13 protein-coding genes are annotated in these 13,883 nt (G+C 50.3%); 10 read left to right on the top strand and 3 right to left on the bottom strand.

Annotation, left to right across the window (positions count from 1 at the left end):
- Positions 1-8: 8 nt before the first annotated feature.
- Entirely contained in the window at positions 9-1,577 is a 1,569-nt protein-coding gene (locus ACF8OF_RS14540; RefSeq protein WP_024473178.1) for an ABC transporter substrate-binding protein, read from the bottom strand.
- Between the two features lie 743 nt (positions 1,578-2,320).
- On the opposite strand from ACF8OF_RS14540, the gene ACF8OF_RS14535 reads away from it, so the two are divergent.
- From ACF8OF_RS14535 to ACF8OF_RS14500, 8 genes are all read left to right on the top strand, one after another.
- The gene (locus tag ACF8OF_RS14535) at positions 2,321-3,952 is read left to right on the top strand and encodes an ABC transporter substrate-binding protein (RefSeq protein ID WP_392497033.1); all 1,632 of its coding nucleotides are present in this window, start codon (positions 2,321-2,323) and stop codon (positions 3,950-3,952) included.
- A 121-nt stretch (positions 3,953-4,073) separates the two neighbouring features.
- Positions 4,074-5,714, top strand: a complete 1,641-nt coding sequence (gene oppA / locus ACF8OF_RS14530) for an oligopeptide ABC transporter substrate-binding protein OppA (protein ID WP_072868234.1) — start codon at positions 4,074-4,076, stop codon at positions 5,712-5,714.
- Between the two features lie 79 nt (positions 5,715-5,793).
- A complete protein-coding gene (gene oppB / locus ACF8OF_RS14525) occupies positions 5,794-6,714 on the top strand; it encodes an oligopeptide ABC transporter permease OppB (protein ID WP_004238180.1) in 921 nt (306 codons plus the stop codon).
- Between the two features lie 14 nt (positions 6,715-6,728).
- Positions 6,729-7,637 (top strand): oligopeptide ABC transporter permease OppC, encoded by a 909-nt coding sequence (gene oppC / locus ACF8OF_RS14520; protein WP_262859420.1) that lies wholly within the window; start codon positions 6,729-6,731, stop codon positions 7,635-7,637.
- 11 nt (positions 7,638-7,648) lie between these two features.
- Positions 7,649-8,623, top strand: a complete 975-nt coding sequence (locus ACF8OF_RS14515) for an ABC transporter ATP-binding protein (RefSeq protein WP_004239183.1) — start codon at positions 7,649-7,651, stop codon at positions 8,621-8,623.
- A complete protein-coding gene (oppF, locus tag ACF8OF_RS14510) occupies positions 8,623-9,621 on the top strand; it encodes a murein tripeptide/oligopeptide ABC transporter ATP binding protein OppF (protein ID WP_029990959.1) in 999 nt (332 codons plus the stop codon). The genes ACF8OF_RS14515 and oppF overlap by 1 nt, the downstream gene beginning before the upstream one ends.
- A gap of 232 nt (positions 9,622-9,853) precedes the next feature.
- Positions 9,854-10,078, top strand: a complete 225-nt coding sequence (locus ACF8OF_RS14505; protein WP_262859419.1) for a hypothetical protein — start codon at positions 9,854-9,856, stop codon at positions 10,076-10,078.
- A gap of 27 nt (positions 10,079-10,105) precedes the next feature.
- Positions 10,106-10,663, top strand: a complete 558-nt coding sequence (locus ACF8OF_RS14500) for an AlpA family transcriptional regulator (protein WP_262882520.1) — start codon at positions 10,106-10,108, stop codon at positions 10,661-10,663.
- A 20-nt stretch (positions 10,664-10,683) separates the two neighbouring features.
- Here ACF8OF_RS14500 and ACF8OF_RS14495 read toward each other — a convergent pair whose 3' ends face one another.
- Together ACF8OF_RS14495 and cls are read right to left on the bottom strand one after the other, a co-directional pair.
- Complete coding sequence (locus ACF8OF_RS14495; RefSeq protein ID WP_279798073.1) at positions 10,684-11,016, bottom strand: HI1450 family dsDNA-mimic protein; 333 nt, start codon at positions 11,014-11,016, stop codon at positions 10,684-10,686.
- Between the two features lie 69 nt (positions 11,017-11,085).
- Complete coding sequence (gene cls / locus ACF8OF_RS14490; protein ID WP_392497032.1) at positions 11,086-12,546, bottom strand: cardiolipin synthase; 1,461 nt, start codon at positions 12,544-12,546, stop codon at positions 11,086-11,088.
- Between the two features lie 255 nt (positions 12,547-12,801).
- Here cls and ACF8OF_RS14485 point away from each other — a divergent pair, with 255 nt between their 5' ends.
- Complete coding sequence (locus ACF8OF_RS14485) at positions 12,802-12,981, top strand: YciY family protein (RefSeq protein ID WP_279798078.1); 180 nt, start codon at positions 12,802-12,804, stop codon at positions 12,979-12,981.
- A gap of 120 nt (positions 12,982-13,101) precedes the next feature.
- Positions 13,102-13,842, top strand: coding sequence for a TonB family protein (locus ACF8OF_RS14480; protein WP_392497031.1), 741 nt, complete (start codon positions 13,102-13,104; stop codon positions 13,840-13,842).
- The last annotated feature ends 41 nt before the right edge of the window (positions 13,843-13,883 follow it).

The following is a 13,883-nucleotide window of genomic DNA, read 5'->3' as shown; positions in this document are numbered from 1 at the left end:
TCAGCAGATTATTTGGTGACTCTGTCGTAATACACCATGTCTGCGTTCAGTCCCTGCTGATAGCCTTTCACGTTATCACGCAGTACCACCTGGTTTTGTCCCTGTGCCATAAAGACATACGGAGAACTGCGCTGTAACTCTTCCTGCATGGCGGTATACATCTGCGCACGTTTGGCTTTATCCGGCTCCGCGACGGCTTTTAGTGTGGTTTGTGATAACTGAGGAATATCCCAGCCGTTCAGCCACGCAACGGTGCTGCTCTTGCCATCATTAAAGGCGAAGGCACTGGCATTGGAATGAGCATCAAAATAGTCAGGGATCCAGAAACGGATGGCTGCCTGATGCTGGCGTGCCCGTACGCGGGAATAGACCTGACTGCCTGCCGCCGGTAATAATTCCACTTTTATGCCGCCCTGAGCAAAACTGGCCTGAAGCGACTGGGCAATAGTGATATATGGCGGTTTGTTTTCCACATCGAGGGTGAAATGGGCATCTTTAATCCCGGCGTTTGCCAGAATCTCTTTGGCTTTGGCCGGATCAAATTTATACGGGTTATTTTCCAGCGCGCCCGGTAAACCGACCGGCAGGAAGCTTTGATGAATAAAATACTGGCCTTTCAGTAAATCGCGGGTAATGCCTTCATAATCGACCAGATAACGGGCCGCTTCCCACAATGCCGGGTTTTTCAGCAACGGATTGGCACTGTTGCCGGTGTTGAATGCCATATAATCCTGCTCAGCGGACGGAATATTTTCCACTCGCACCCCGGCGCTGTTTTTCAGTGCCGCAGTCTGGTCAGCACCCAGTTCACGGGCAATATCCGCATCGCCCTGCTGAATCAGCAGACGGCGGGAAGCCGGGTCCGGCACGTTTTTAATAATAATTGACGGAATTTTGGCCTCGCCGGTGGAGACATGCGGGTTGGCCGCCATCACAATGGCCTGGTTCGGCTGATAGACTTTCAGAGAATAAGCACCGCTCCCGGCAGAGTGCATTTTCAGCCAGGCATTACCGAAGTCATTATTTTTAATATTCGGTGTCACCAATTTTTCATCCACCACCGAGGCTATCGGGGTAGATAAGAGATTCAGTGCCACGTCCGGGCTGATATCTGCGCTCCATTTTATTTTCAGGGTGCGGTCGCCGGTTTTTTCAAACTGCTGCGCGATATTCTCTTTATTCCAGCCGAGAATATTGAGAATAAACGCAGGCGATTTATTCATGACCACAGCACGCTGGTAAGAGAAAATAATATCTTCCGGGCGCACCGGGTTGCCGGAGGCAAATTTTGCATTCTCTTTAATCCGGACGGTCAGGGTTTTATTGGCGGCATCGGCCTGCCAGTCTTCCAGCAAAATCGCGTCAAGCTGTTCCGGATTATCACGGTTCGGCTGCACCAGACGCTGATATAAGCTGGGAACGGTCTGGATACTGGACAGTTCATTACTCTCTGCCGGGTCAAGGCTGACAATGTCATCCAGGCTCTGGACAACAATGAGGGTATTCGGTGGTGTGGCGGCAAATGCGGAGACGGAAAAGAGCAGAGCCAATGACGCTGCCGGATATGTTTTTTTCATATATTCCCCTGAAACGCGGTGTTATTGATTTTTTGTAATACTGACACGTTAAAAAAAACAGCGCTGTTTTGCAAAGTCTGTTACGTGCTTGTTTATAACTTTTCGTTATAGCTAAAATTAATCATAGTCTGAAATTGCTGACCGGGAGATTTCACCGGCAAAAAAAGCGGAAAAACAGCAGTAATATAACAACGGGTTATCAGCTCATAAAAAAATTATACTAAAAATGGCGCTGTTTGGGCGGATACGCTAACCTGTGTCGTTCAGTAATAAACGGGTATAACAGATAAAGGTGGTTAAATAAACAACAGAAACTATATTGGCCATCAATCCATTATTTTCAGTGCTCACCAGATTGATATTTCAGTGAAATTTTTTGCTTTACTCTTTTTATTTACAGTTGTTTTTTAAGTGGTTATTAATATTTAATCAGTTAAAACTGTGATAGAGGCAGGGTTTTTATCTGGAAAAATTGCTTTTTGTTAATTAAATGTTTACTTTTTTATCCGGACTGAACAAAAACAGCCGGATCATAAGCAGCCTTGGGTTAATGTTTTATTTCAGCGGCAGAACGGCACTGTTTGCAGATAAAAACAATCACTGCCCCGGAAAATGCACATCAGACCGGAAAACAGCACCGGTAAACAGACGAAACCCGTCGCTGACGGCACTTATAAATAAAGCATTTGCGATTTTTTAATCACGTTGTTCATTTAACAGGTGTTATTCAGAAGGGACGGAAGATGAAAAAACACACTATTGCTGTTTCCCTCACGCAGGCGCTGCTGCTGAGCGCACTCTCTTATTCCGCATGGGCGGCCCGGGTTCCGCAGGGAACCAAACTGGCGGAAAAACAGGTTATTGTTATCAATAACGGTACTGAACCGGTATCACTTGATCCGCATAAAGTGGAAGGGGTGCCGGAATCCAATATTATTCTTAATCTGCTGGAAGGGCTGGTCTCCACGGACGGTGATGGTCATATCGTGCCCGGGGTGGCGGAAAGCTGGTCGTCCCCGGATAACCGCATCTGGACATTCACACTGCGGCCGGATGCGAAGTGGAGTGACGGTTCACCGGTGACCGCACAGGATTTTGTCTACAGCTGGCGGCGGCTGGCTGATCCGAAAACCGCATCACCTTACGGCAGCTATCTGCATTATGCCTATGTCGAAAATATCGATGACATTATCAGTGGTAAAAAACCACCGGAAAGCCTCGGTGTCAACGCGATTGATGACAGAACCTTTCAGATTCAGCTGACTCAGCCGGTACCGTATTTCCCGGATATGCTGAGCCATACCGCACTGAAGCCGGTACCGAAAGGGGCAATTGAGCAGTTTGGTGATAAATGGACATCCGCCGGCAAATTTACCGGTAACGGTGCATATACACTTTCCGCCTGGAATGTGAATGAACGGCTGGTGCTTAAACGCAATCCGAAATACTGGAACGATAAAGAAACTGTGATTGAACAGGCAACATTCCTGCCGATCCAGTCAGAAACCAGTGATATTAACCGCTATCGCGCCGGTGAAATTGATGTCACCAACAGTTCGGTTCCGCCGGTTTTATTTGCCAAAATGAAAAAAGATATTCCGGCACAGGTTCAGATTTCCCCGTATTTATGCACGTTCTATTATGAAATAAATAATACCGCGGCACCGTTTACTGACCCGAAAGTGCGCGAAGCCGTTAAACTGGGGTTGGATCGCGATATTATCACTCACAAAATCATGGGGCAGGGACAAATTCCCGCTTACGGTTTTATCCCTCATTATATTAACGGCGGGCATTTCACCACGCCGGACTGGGCATCCCTGACACAGGAACAGCGCAATGAGAAAGGGCGCAAACTGCTGGAAGACGCCGGTTACAGCGAAAAAAATCCGCTGACTTTTGAATTGCTCTATAACACGTCCGATCAGAATAAACAGCAGGCGATTGCCGCCGCATCCATGTGGCAGAAAAATATCGGTGCGAAAGTGGTGCTGAAAAACCAGGAATGGAAAACATCCAATCAGAACCGTCATGAAGGGAATTATCAGGTCGCCCGGGCGACCTGGTGCGCGGATTATAATGAGCCGTCCTCGTTTCTGAACATTTTTCTGTCAGACAGCAGCAATAACACCAGTTTCTACCGAAATACCGCGTTTGACAGTGCAATGCAGCGCGCTTTACTGGCAACGGATGAAAAAACACGTCAATCCGCTTATCAGGAGGCAGAAACGCAGTTAGATCAGGACTCTGCATTAATTCCTGTTTATTACCGCGTGAGTGTCCGGCTGATAAAACCATCAGTCGGCGGTATCAGCGGCAATGACCCGCTTGATTATATGGATATTAAGCGCTTATATATGGTAGAAACACATTAATAATAAAAAATTTGCACTCACAGAGTGCGAAAAAAATGAAGGTGCGGCAGTTAAAACGAAAAGCACCTGATAAAAACGCAACAAACGCAAAACACATTCGTCAATGGGGAGTTTATGTAAGATGGTTAATTCAACGAAAAAAACACTGCTGGCACTCAGTGTGGTAGCAGCAATGGGGATGGGTATTGGTACACAGGCGTTTGCTGCGGATGTACCGGCCGGTGTCCAGCTGGCGGATAAGCAGGATTTAATCCGCAATAACGGCTCTGAGCCGCAGTCACTGGATCCGCATAAAGTGGAAGGGGTGCCGGAAGCGAATATTATCCGTGACCTGATGGAAGGTATTACCCTGGAAGGGCCAAGTGGTGAAATTCTGCCGGGTTCGGCCATCTCCTGGGAAAATAAAGATTTTAAAGTCTGGACGTTTAAAATCCGCGAAGATGCAAAATGGTCCAACGGTGATCCGGTCACCGCACAGGACTTCGTTTACAGCTGGCGCCGCCTGGCTGATCCGAATACCGCATCACCGTATGCCAGCTATCTCCAGTATGCTCACGTGGTAAATATTGATGATGTTATCGCCGGGAAGAAAAAACCGGAAGAGCTGGGCATCAAAGCGCTGGATGATAAAACCCTTGAACTGACCCTCTCCGAAGAAGTGCCGTACATTCCGAAACTGCTGGCGCATAACTCCATGTCTCCGGTACATCCGGCCACTGTTGAGAAGTTCGGTGATAAGTGGACGCAGCCGGGCAATTATGTCAGTAACGGCGCATACACCCTGAAAGACTGGGTGGTTAACGAAAAAATCGAACTGACCCGCAACCCGAAATACTGGGATAACGAAAAAACCGTTATCAATAATGTCCGTTTCCTGCCGATTTCTTCCGAAGTTACCGATGTTAACCGCTACCGCAGCGGTGAAATCGACATGACCTATAACAACCTGCCGATTGAACTGTTCCAGAAGCTGAAAAAAGAAATTCCGGACGAACTGCGCATTTCGCCATATATGTGTACCTATTACTACGAAATCAATAACGAAAAAGCGCCGTTTGATAACCCGAAAGTTCGTGAAGCCCTGAAACTGAGCCTTGACCGTGACATTATGGTCAACAAAGTCAAAGCACAGGGGGATACCCCGGCATTTGGTTTCACTCCGCCGTTTGCGGATGGTATGTCAGCCAAAGAGCCTGAGTGGTTCGCGAATATGACGCAGGATCAGCGTAACGAAAAAGCACGCAAACTGCTGGAAGAAGCCGGGTTTAATAAAGATAATCCGCTGAAATTTAACCTGCTGTATAACACATCTGATCTGCATAAAAAAATGGCGATCGCGGCATCGTCTATCTGGAAGAAAAACCTCGGTGCGGAAGTTCAGCTGGTTAACCAGGAATGGAAGACCTTCCTCGATACCCGCCATCAGGGAACCTATGATGTTGCCCGTGCCGCATGGTGTGCGGATTATAACGAACCGTCTTCATTCCTGAATATGGTTCTCTCTTACAGCAGCACCAACACCCCGCATTATAAGAGTGCGGAGTTTGACAAGCTGATGAAACAATCCCTTCAGGTGAAAACCGATGCGGAACGTGCGCAGATCTATCAGCAGGCGGAAGCTCAGCTGGATAAAGACTCTGCCATTGTGCCGGTCTATTACTATGTCAGTACCCGTTTAGTGAAACCGTATGTGGGTGGCTATACCGGAAAAGATCCGCTGGATCACTTCCACACCAAAAACTTATATATGATTAAAAAATAATACCGACGGTTGGCCGCCCTGCGACGGGCGGCCTGTGTAGTGTGTACCCCGGGAAGCGGGTACTGTATAGGAACGGGCAATGTTTAAGTTTATTCTTCGCCGTATACTCGAGGCGATCCCGACGCTTTTTGTGTTAATCACTATCTCTTTCTTTATGATGCGTTTGGCTCCGGGCAGCCCATTTACCGGTGAGCGTAAATTGCCGCCGGAAGTGATGGCGAATATTGAAGCCAAATACCATCTTAATGATCCGATTCACGTTCAGTATTTTGATTATTTAGTTCAGTTATCAAAGGGGGACTTCGGGCCTTCCTTTAAATATAAAGATTACTCGGTGAATGACTTGGTCGCCTCCGCGTTTCCGGTCTCCGCCAAACTCGGGCTGGCGGCGTTTGTGCTGGCGCTGATTGTCGGGGTGAGTGCCGGTGTGATAGCCGCACTGAACCAGAACACCAAATGGGACTATACCGTCATGGGCTTTGCCATGACCGGGGTGGTTATCCCCAGCTTTGTGGTGGCGCCGCTGCTGGTGCTTATCTTTGCCATTCATCTGCACTGGCTGCCGGGCGGCGGCTGGAACGGCGGGCAGCTCAGTAATATCATTCTGCCGATGATTGCACTGTCACTGGCCTATATCGCCAGTATCTCCCGTATTATGCGCAGCTCTATGATTGAGGTGATGCACTCCAACTTTATCCGTACCGCACGGGCGAAAGGTCTGCCGATGCGTAAGATTGTCTGGCGGCATGCGCTGCGCCCGGCACTGTTACCGGTGGTTTCCTATATGGGTCCGGCATTTGTGGGGATTATCACGGGTTCAATGGTGATTGAGACAATTTTCGGTTTGCCGGGCGTAGGGCAGTTATTTGTCAACGGCGCGCTGAACCGCGATTACTCACTGGTACTGAGTCTGACCATCCTGGTCGGTACACTGACCATCGCCTTTAACTGTATCGTTGACGTGCTGTATGCCGTTATCGATCCGAAAATCCGTTATTAGTCCCGGAGCACGCTATGTTACCGAATGAAAAAAACCGCGAAGCTCTGGAAAATTTCACGGAGCAGCTTGATGTCGAAGGACGCAGCCTGTGGGCGGATGCCCGCCGCCGCTTTATGCATAACAAAGCCGCGATCACCAGTCTGTGTCTGTTGTTTTTAATTACCCTGTTTGTGATTTTTATGCCGATGCTGTCGGAGTTCGCGTATGACGATACCGACTGGGGCATGATGTCCGCAGCACCGGATACGGAGAGCGGCCACTATTTTGGTACCGATTCCTCCGGCCGTGATCTGCTGGTGCGTGTGGCTATCGGCGGGCGTATCTCGCTGATGGTGGGACTGGCGGCAGCGCTGGTCGCAGTGCTGGTGGGAACACTGTACGGCGCGATGTCCGGCTATGTCGGCGGCAAAACTGACTCTTTCATGATGCGCGTGCTGGAAATCCTTAATTCCTTCCCGTTTATGTTCTTTGTCATCCTGCTGGTGACCTTCTTTGGTCAGAATATTTTTCTGATCTTTGTGGCTATCGGTATGGTTTCCTGGCTGGATATGGCGCGTATTGTGCGCGGTCAGACCCTGAGCCTGAAAAGCAAAGAATTTATCGAAGCGGCGAAAGTATGTGGTGTGCCGACCCGCAATATCATTCTGCGTCATATTGTCCCGAACGTGCTGGGTGTGGTGGTGGTTTATGCCTCACTGCTGGTGCCGAGTATGATCCTGTTTGAATCCTTCCTCAGCTTCCTCGGGCTGGGTACACAGGAGCCGTTAAGCAGCTGGGGTGCGCTGCTCAATGACGGTGCTAACTCAATGGAAGTTTCGCCCTGGTTACTGATGTTCCCGGCAGCATTCCTGGTGGTGACTCTGTTTTGTTTCAACTTTATCGGTGACGGGCTGCGTGATGCCCTTGACCCGAAAGATCGCTGAGGAGGCCGCCAATGACTCAGTTGTTACAGGTTAACGACCTGAACGTGACATTCAAAACGCCGGACGGTGATGTCACAGCCGTGAACAAACTTAATTTTTCGCTGGCGGCGGGTGAGACACTCGGGATTGTCGGTGAATCCGGCTCCGGAAAATCACAGACGGCGTTTGCGCTGATGGGACTGCTGGCCCGCAATGGTGTGGTCAGCGGCTCTGCGGTATTCAACGGGCGTGAAATTCTCAATCTGAAAGAGAAAGCGCTGAACAAAATGCGGGCGGAAGAAATTTCTATGATCTTTCAGGACCCGATGACCTCACTCAACCCGTACATGAAAGTCAGTAAGCAGCTGACAGAAGTACTGATGCTGCACAAAGGTCTGAGTTCTCACGATGCTTTTGAGGAATCTGTCCGGATGCTGGATGCGGTGAAAATGCCGGAAGCCCGCAAGCGGATGAATATGTATCCTCACGAGTTCTCCGGCGGTATGCGTCAGCGCGTTATGATTGCGATGGCGCTGTTGTGTAAGCCGAAGCTGCTGATTGCGGATGAACCAACCACGGCGCTGGATGTGACGGTACAGGCGCAAATCATGACGCTGCTCAATGAGCTGAAGAATGAATTCAACACCGCGATTATTATGATCACCCATGACCTGGGTGTCGTTGCCGGTATCTGCGATAAGGTGCTGGTGATGTATGCCGGACGCACCATGGAATACGGCACAGCCCGCGATGTGTTTTATCATCCGTCGCATCCGTACTCTATCGGGTTGCTTAAGGCGGTTCCGCGCCTTGACGGGCAGGAAGACAGTGAGCTTGCGACGATTCCGGGCAACCCGCCGAACCTGCTGCGTCTCCCTGCGGGTTGTCCGTTCCGCCCGCGCTGTCAGTATGCGACAGACGAGTGCGCACGGCATGAGCCGCCGTTACAGGCATTTTCTCAGGGCCGTTTGCGTGCCTGCTTCAGAACTGCAGAGGAGTTGGCATAATGACACATTCAGAACGTCCGGTTCTGCTGGAAATTGAAGATTTAAAAGTCCATTTTTCCATCAGAGACAATAAGCAATGGTTCTGGCAGCCGGCCAAAAGCCTGAAAGCGGTGGATGGCGTAACAGTCCGTCTGTATGAAGGGGAAACACTCGGGGTGGTCGGGGAATCCGGCTGCGGAAAATCCACGTTTGCCCGTGCGATTATCGGCCTGGTAAAATCCACTGCCGGGCGGGTAACCTGGCTGGGCAAAGACCTGTGTGGAATGAGCGAAAAAGACTGGCATAATGTCCGCAATGACATCCAGATGATTTTCCAGGATCCGCTGGCGTCACTCAACCCACGTATGACTATCGGCGATATTATTGCAGAGCCGCTGCGCACCTATTATCCGTCAATGAGTAAGACGGAAGTGACAGACAAAGTCAAAGCCATGATGATGAAAGTCGGGCTGCTGCCGAACCTGGTGAACCGCTATCCGCATGAGTTTTCCGGCGGGCAGTGTCAGCGTATCGGTATCGCCCGTGCGCTGATCCTCGAGCCGAAACTGGTTATCTGTGATGAGCCGGTTTCAGCGCTGGATGTGTCTATCCAGGCTCAGGTGGTGAACCTGCTGAAAGAATTACAGCGGGAGATGGGATTGTCCCTTATTTTTATCGCTCACGACCTGGCGGTGGTAAAACATATTTCTGACCGTGTGTTGGTGATGTATCTCGGCCATGCGGTGGAACTCGGCACCTATGACGAGGTGTATCACAATCCTCTGCATCCGTACACCAGGGCGCTGATGTCTGCGGTGCCGGTGCCTGATCCGGACAAAGAGCAGAATAAAACAATTCAGCTGCTGGAAGGGGAACTGCCGTCACCGATTAATCCGCCGTCCGGCTGTGTATTCCGCACCCGCTGCCCGCTGGCGGACAGCGAATGTGCAAGAACCCGTCCGTTGCTGGAAGGCAGTTTCCGCCATGCGGTTTCCTGTCTGAAGGTTGATCCGCTGTAAATACGGTAAAGCCGTTAATCTTATTTTTTGAGACAGAGCGCCCGTTGCGGGCGCTTTTTTTTTCATCTGCGTATCCTGCTTTTCCGCATCAACCGCAAAATCTGACAGAGCGTACTTCGCGGCCTTGCAGGCAGCTTACTGATTCCGTTATTAAAAAGCACAGCCGGTTTTCAGGTATGTCAATAACGATTGTTGACGCTTGTCAACATATAAACTACAGTAGGTACAGGTAATGAAGAAACATCCGGATAAACATATTCAGTCTGCGATTGAATATGCACTGTTGCAGGGATGGACATGGATTGCGCCGGGGAATTCCTCACATGCATTCTGCCGGTTACGGTGCGGGTCACCGTATGATGAGCACCGGCAGCATCAGATGAGTGTCTGGTCAACACCGCGGAATCCGGAAAACCATGCAAAACAGATCAGACGAAAAGTGGATACCTGTCAGTGAAAACGGGCAGCAGGAAAGGGGAAAATAATGGCACTGTATAATTTTACGCTGACGCTGTCCGGTGTGACGGCGGATACAGAGAACCTGGAGGATGCCTTATTTGCCGGCGGTTGTGATGATGCATTACTCTGTTTTTACGGCAAATCGGTCTATCTGGAATTTGATCGGGAAGCGCCGTCTCTGGATTGTGCAATCCGCACGGCGGTGGAGGACGTTGAATCAGCCGGTGTGAATGCCCGGGTGGAATCGGTGGATTCCGCGCTTGTCGGGCTGAGTGATATTGCGGAACTGACGGGGATGTCACGCCAGGCAATCGCGTTACTCAAAGATGGCGCGCGCGGCCCGGGAACCTTTCCGGGGCCGGTACAGCGGTTGCGCGGACAATCTCCGTTGTGGGACTGGGCTGCGGTTGCGGCCTGGCTGACGGCGCAGGGGCGGCTGACTACCCATTCCGGTCTGGCGGAAAACGCCAGAATTATCAGCAACTGGAATGTGGCATTACGGGCTGGTGCCGCAGAGGATCCCGCTGAAATTGACATTATCACAAGGTCATTGATTGCCCGGCGGGAAAAGTGCCGCTGCTGACAGTGTGACCGGCGGGTAAATTATTCCCGCCAGCGGACGGCATATTCCGGTGTACCGGTAAAATTCCGGGAAATCAGTACCCGGGCAAAAATCTGGTCGATATCCGCATTTTCATCCGGAGCCAGGCCGATAACCACTTCGGCACATGCCGGGTTTTGTGCCAGAAAAGGTGCAAACGCTGACCAGTCATTACCGGCTGGTACAATTTCAGCACCACCGATCTCTTCAAACTGAAGGTTAAACAGCAGGACGTCTGCGGGGTCAAGGTTATCCATTGCCTGTTCCAGAAACAGGTCGTAGGCCATTTCAATTGTTTCTTGCTCGCTGAGGCGGCGGGGCAGAGAAGTACTCATGGGTCAGGTTACATTCCGGTGATCCCCCGCCGTGTTATACCGGCGGGGATAATAAAGAGGGTCAGTTTATCACAGCAGAGGACTGAAGAAATAACATAACCGCTCCAGAACCCGGTTGGTCAGCGGACGTTTCTCCCATTCGGTGTAATCGAGGCGGGTTGCGCGTGAAATATAGTCATTCTGGACAATATTCAGATCACCGGCAAAACTTTCATCATCAATAACGGCGGTGATTTCAAAGTTGAGCCACAGGCTGCGCATATCCAGGTTTACAGAGCCGACCATACTGAGCTGGTCATCCACGAGGACACTTTTCGTATGCAGCAGACCATCCTCAAACAGATAAATTTCCACACCGGCTTCCAGCAGTTCGGTATAAAACGCGCGGCTTGCCCAGCGGACGAGGAATGAGTCATTGAGGCGCGGCATCACAATCGCAACACGCACACCGCGCATGGCGGCGGTACAGATGGCATGCATCAGGTCATCACTCGGGACAAAATACGGCGTGGTGAAGGTCAGACGCTCCTGCGCGGCAAAAATAGCCGTCATCAGGGATTGCTGGATCAGCTCTTCAGGGAAACCCGGCCCCGAAGCCACAATATTGACGGTATGACCGCTGTCTTTTTCAAACGGCATTTCAATATCGTCCGGCGGCGGCGGTAACCGGCGTTCGCCGCGTTCCATTTCCCAGTCCAGTGCGTAGATAATACCGAACAGAGTAGTGACAGGGCCTTCCATCCGGACAAGAATATCGACCCATTCACCGACACCGGCATCCTGTTTAAAATAGCGCGGATCCACCATGTTCATACTGCCGGTGTAGGAAATATAGTTATCGATAGTGACGATTTTCCGGTGCTGGCGTAAATCCATCCGGCGCAGGGCGAAACGCAGAATATTCACCGGCAGCGCTTCGACAAATTCGATCCCTGCATCCCGCATCATCTTCGGATAATCATGCCGGAAAAAGTGCCAGCTGCCGGCGGAGTCAACCATTATCCGGCATTTTACCCCCCGTTTTGCGGCAGCGAGCAGGGCATTGGTGACATTGTCCACATCACCACCCGGTTTCCAGATGTAAAACACCATATCAATGCTGTGTTTTGCATTATCGATATCTTTGACAATCTGGCGCAATGAGTCTTCACAGGTAGTAAACAGCTGAATCTGGTTACCTTTTACCCCGGGAATACCCTGGCGGTGTTCGATCAGCTGAAACAGCGGGGTCGCCTGGGTGCTGTTTTTAGTGGCGAAAATGTGTTTTGACTGACGCAGATTTTCGACCCAGCCGGAAACGGACGGCCACATTCCTTTTGCCTGTTCAACCCGGCGGCGGCCGAGGTGAAGTTCACCGAAAGCGAGATAAGCGATTATCCCGATAAAAGGCAGAATATAGATGATCAGTAACCAGGTCATGGTAGATGTCACCGGGCGGCGTTTGTACATCACGCGGACAGAGATACCGGCCACCAGCAGCCAGTAGAAAAGAATACTCAGCCAATATAACAGCGTATAAAATGTCGACATAGGTATTATCTTTCCCTAAGAATAAGGTTTGCAGACAAAACAGGCACAGGATCTGATTGATACTCCATCGGAAAATGTATCAGAAAGCCATCTGTAATGCTGCTATATTTGTGATTTAAGTCAGTTTAACCCCTTTTTTCTGCGGATGTCTGCAGATATTGCGGGAAAGCGGTTGGTTATTGTGTCAGGCAGTTTATAATAATTGCCCTTATTATTAGCGTATTTTTTCACACAGTCTAAAAAAAGGGTTTAGTTATGAGACACAGCAGACCGGAAGTTGCACGTTGGCGTATGTTACGGCAGGCAACCCGCCGTCGTCGTCGCTGGCTTGAAAGCCAGTCCCGGCGGAACATCCGGATTTTCGCCCTGCGTAAGCTGGATATCGCGAGACAGCGCCGTTCGCTGCTGTTTGCTCAGGCTGGATTAAACCGCTAAGAAGTGACCACCTGCACGATAAGTGACAATGGTTGCGTCTTTCGTATTGAAATTGATTGCTATTTGCATTTAAACTAGTGACCATTGTCATTATTAGCTGCTTATAAGATTGTATCGATTATGCCTATTTTTCGCTGGATCAGCTGGCCAATTCTCATTTCTCTTTGTCTGCATGCCTCTGTGGCTGCAGCGATTTACTACAACATAAACAAGGAGGTTGCGGACGAACCTAAGGTGCTGATGGTGGAGATGACAGCATTTGCGCCTGCACCGGCAGCTGCGGTGGCTGAACCTCAGCCTGAGCCGGAACCCGAAGCAGAACCGGAGCCCGAGCCCGAGCCCGAGCCGGAACCGGTCGTGAAGCCGGTTATTGAAAAACCGGTGGAAAAGAAACCGGTTGAGAAAAAACCAAAGCCAAAACCGAAAAAAGAGAAAAAAGTTGAGAAACCGGCTGTAAAACCGGCAGAAACCAAAGCACCGGTATCCGATAAACCACTGTTCAGCGGTACACCGGATGGTCAGCAGGCCGTGAAAAAAGCCCCTGCAGGTCCCGCGGGAAATGTCGCCTCTGCCGGACAAAGCGATGTTGGCGGTGGTGATCCGAGAGCGTTACACCGTTCCGATCCGGTTTATCCGGCACGGGCACGCAGTCTCGGCAAAGAAGGGAAGGTGAGGGTCAGGTTTGATGTCGATACGGATGGTCGTATTCAGAATATTGATATTATCGAAGCATCACCGAAAAATATGTTTGAACGTGAAGTCCGTAACGCAATGCGTAAGTGGCGTTACGAGAAAAAGCCGAAGAAAGGCATGACGACAACCATTATTTTCCGGATCGACGGTAAAACCACGATTCAGTGATCAGATAAAATAAGAAAACCCGGCACATAAAAATGCCGGGT

Origin of the sequence: Morganella sp. TYF_1 (genome assembly GCF_043105645.1) — a bacterium.
Lineage (GTDB): Bacteria > Pseudomonadota > Gammaproteobacteria > Enterobacterales > Enterobacteriaceae > Morganella > Morganella morganii_B.
The sequence above is the reverse complement of the archived record's forward strand: the minus strand, read 5'-3'. Positions and strand labels throughout refer to the sequence as shown.

Bases quoted from the DNA above. Each gene is read 5' to 3' on its own strand.
- ACF8OF_RS14540 (WP_024473178.1), bottom strand. From the start codon at position 1,577: ATGAAAAAAACATATCCGGCAGCGTCATTGGCTCTGCTCTTTTCCGTC.
- ACF8OF_RS14535 (WP_392497033.1), top strand. From the start codon at position 2,321: ATGAAAAAACACACTATTGCTGTTTCCCTCACGCAGGCGCTGCTGCTG.
- oppA (WP_072868234.1), top strand. From the start codon at position 4,074: ATGGTTAATTCAACGAAAAAAACACTGCTGGCACTCAGTGTGGTAGCA.
- oppB (WP_004238180.1), top strand. From the start codon at position 5,794: ATGTTTAAGTTTATTCTTCGCCGTATACTCGAGGCGATCCCGACGCTT.
- oppC (WP_262859420.1), top strand. From the start codon at position 6,729: ATGTTACCGAATGAAAAAAACCGCGAAGCTCTGGAAAATTTCACGGAG.
- ACF8OF_RS14515 (WP_004239183.1), top strand. From the start codon at position 7,649: ATGACTCAGTTGTTACAGGTTAACGACCTGAACGTGACATTCAAAACG.
- oppF (WP_029990959.1), top strand. From the start codon at position 8,623: ATGACACATTCAGAACGTCCGGTTCTGCTGGAAATTGAAGATTTAAAA.
- ACF8OF_RS14505 (WP_262859419.1), top strand. From the start codon at position 9,854: ATGAAGAAACATCCGGATAAACATATTCAGTCTGCGATTGAATATGCA.
- ACF8OF_RS14500 (WP_262882520.1), top strand. From the start codon at position 10,106: ATGGCACTGTATAATTTTACGCTGACGCTGTCCGGTGTGACGGCGGAT.
- ACF8OF_RS14495 (WP_279798073.1), bottom strand. From the start codon at position 11,016: ATGAGTACTTCTCTGCCCCGCCGCCTCAGCGAGCAAGAAACAATTGAA.
- cls (WP_392497032.1), bottom strand. From the start codon at position 12,546: ATGTCGACATTTTATACGCTGTTATATTGGCTGAGTATTCTTTTCTAC.
- ACF8OF_RS14485 (WP_279798078.1), top strand. From the start codon at position 12,802: ATGAGACACAGCAGACCGGAAGTTGCACGTTGGCGTATGTTACGGCAG.
- ACF8OF_RS14480 (WP_392497031.1), top strand. From the start codon at position 13,102: ATGCCTATTTTTCGCTGGATCAGCTGGCCAATTCTCATTTCTCTTTGT.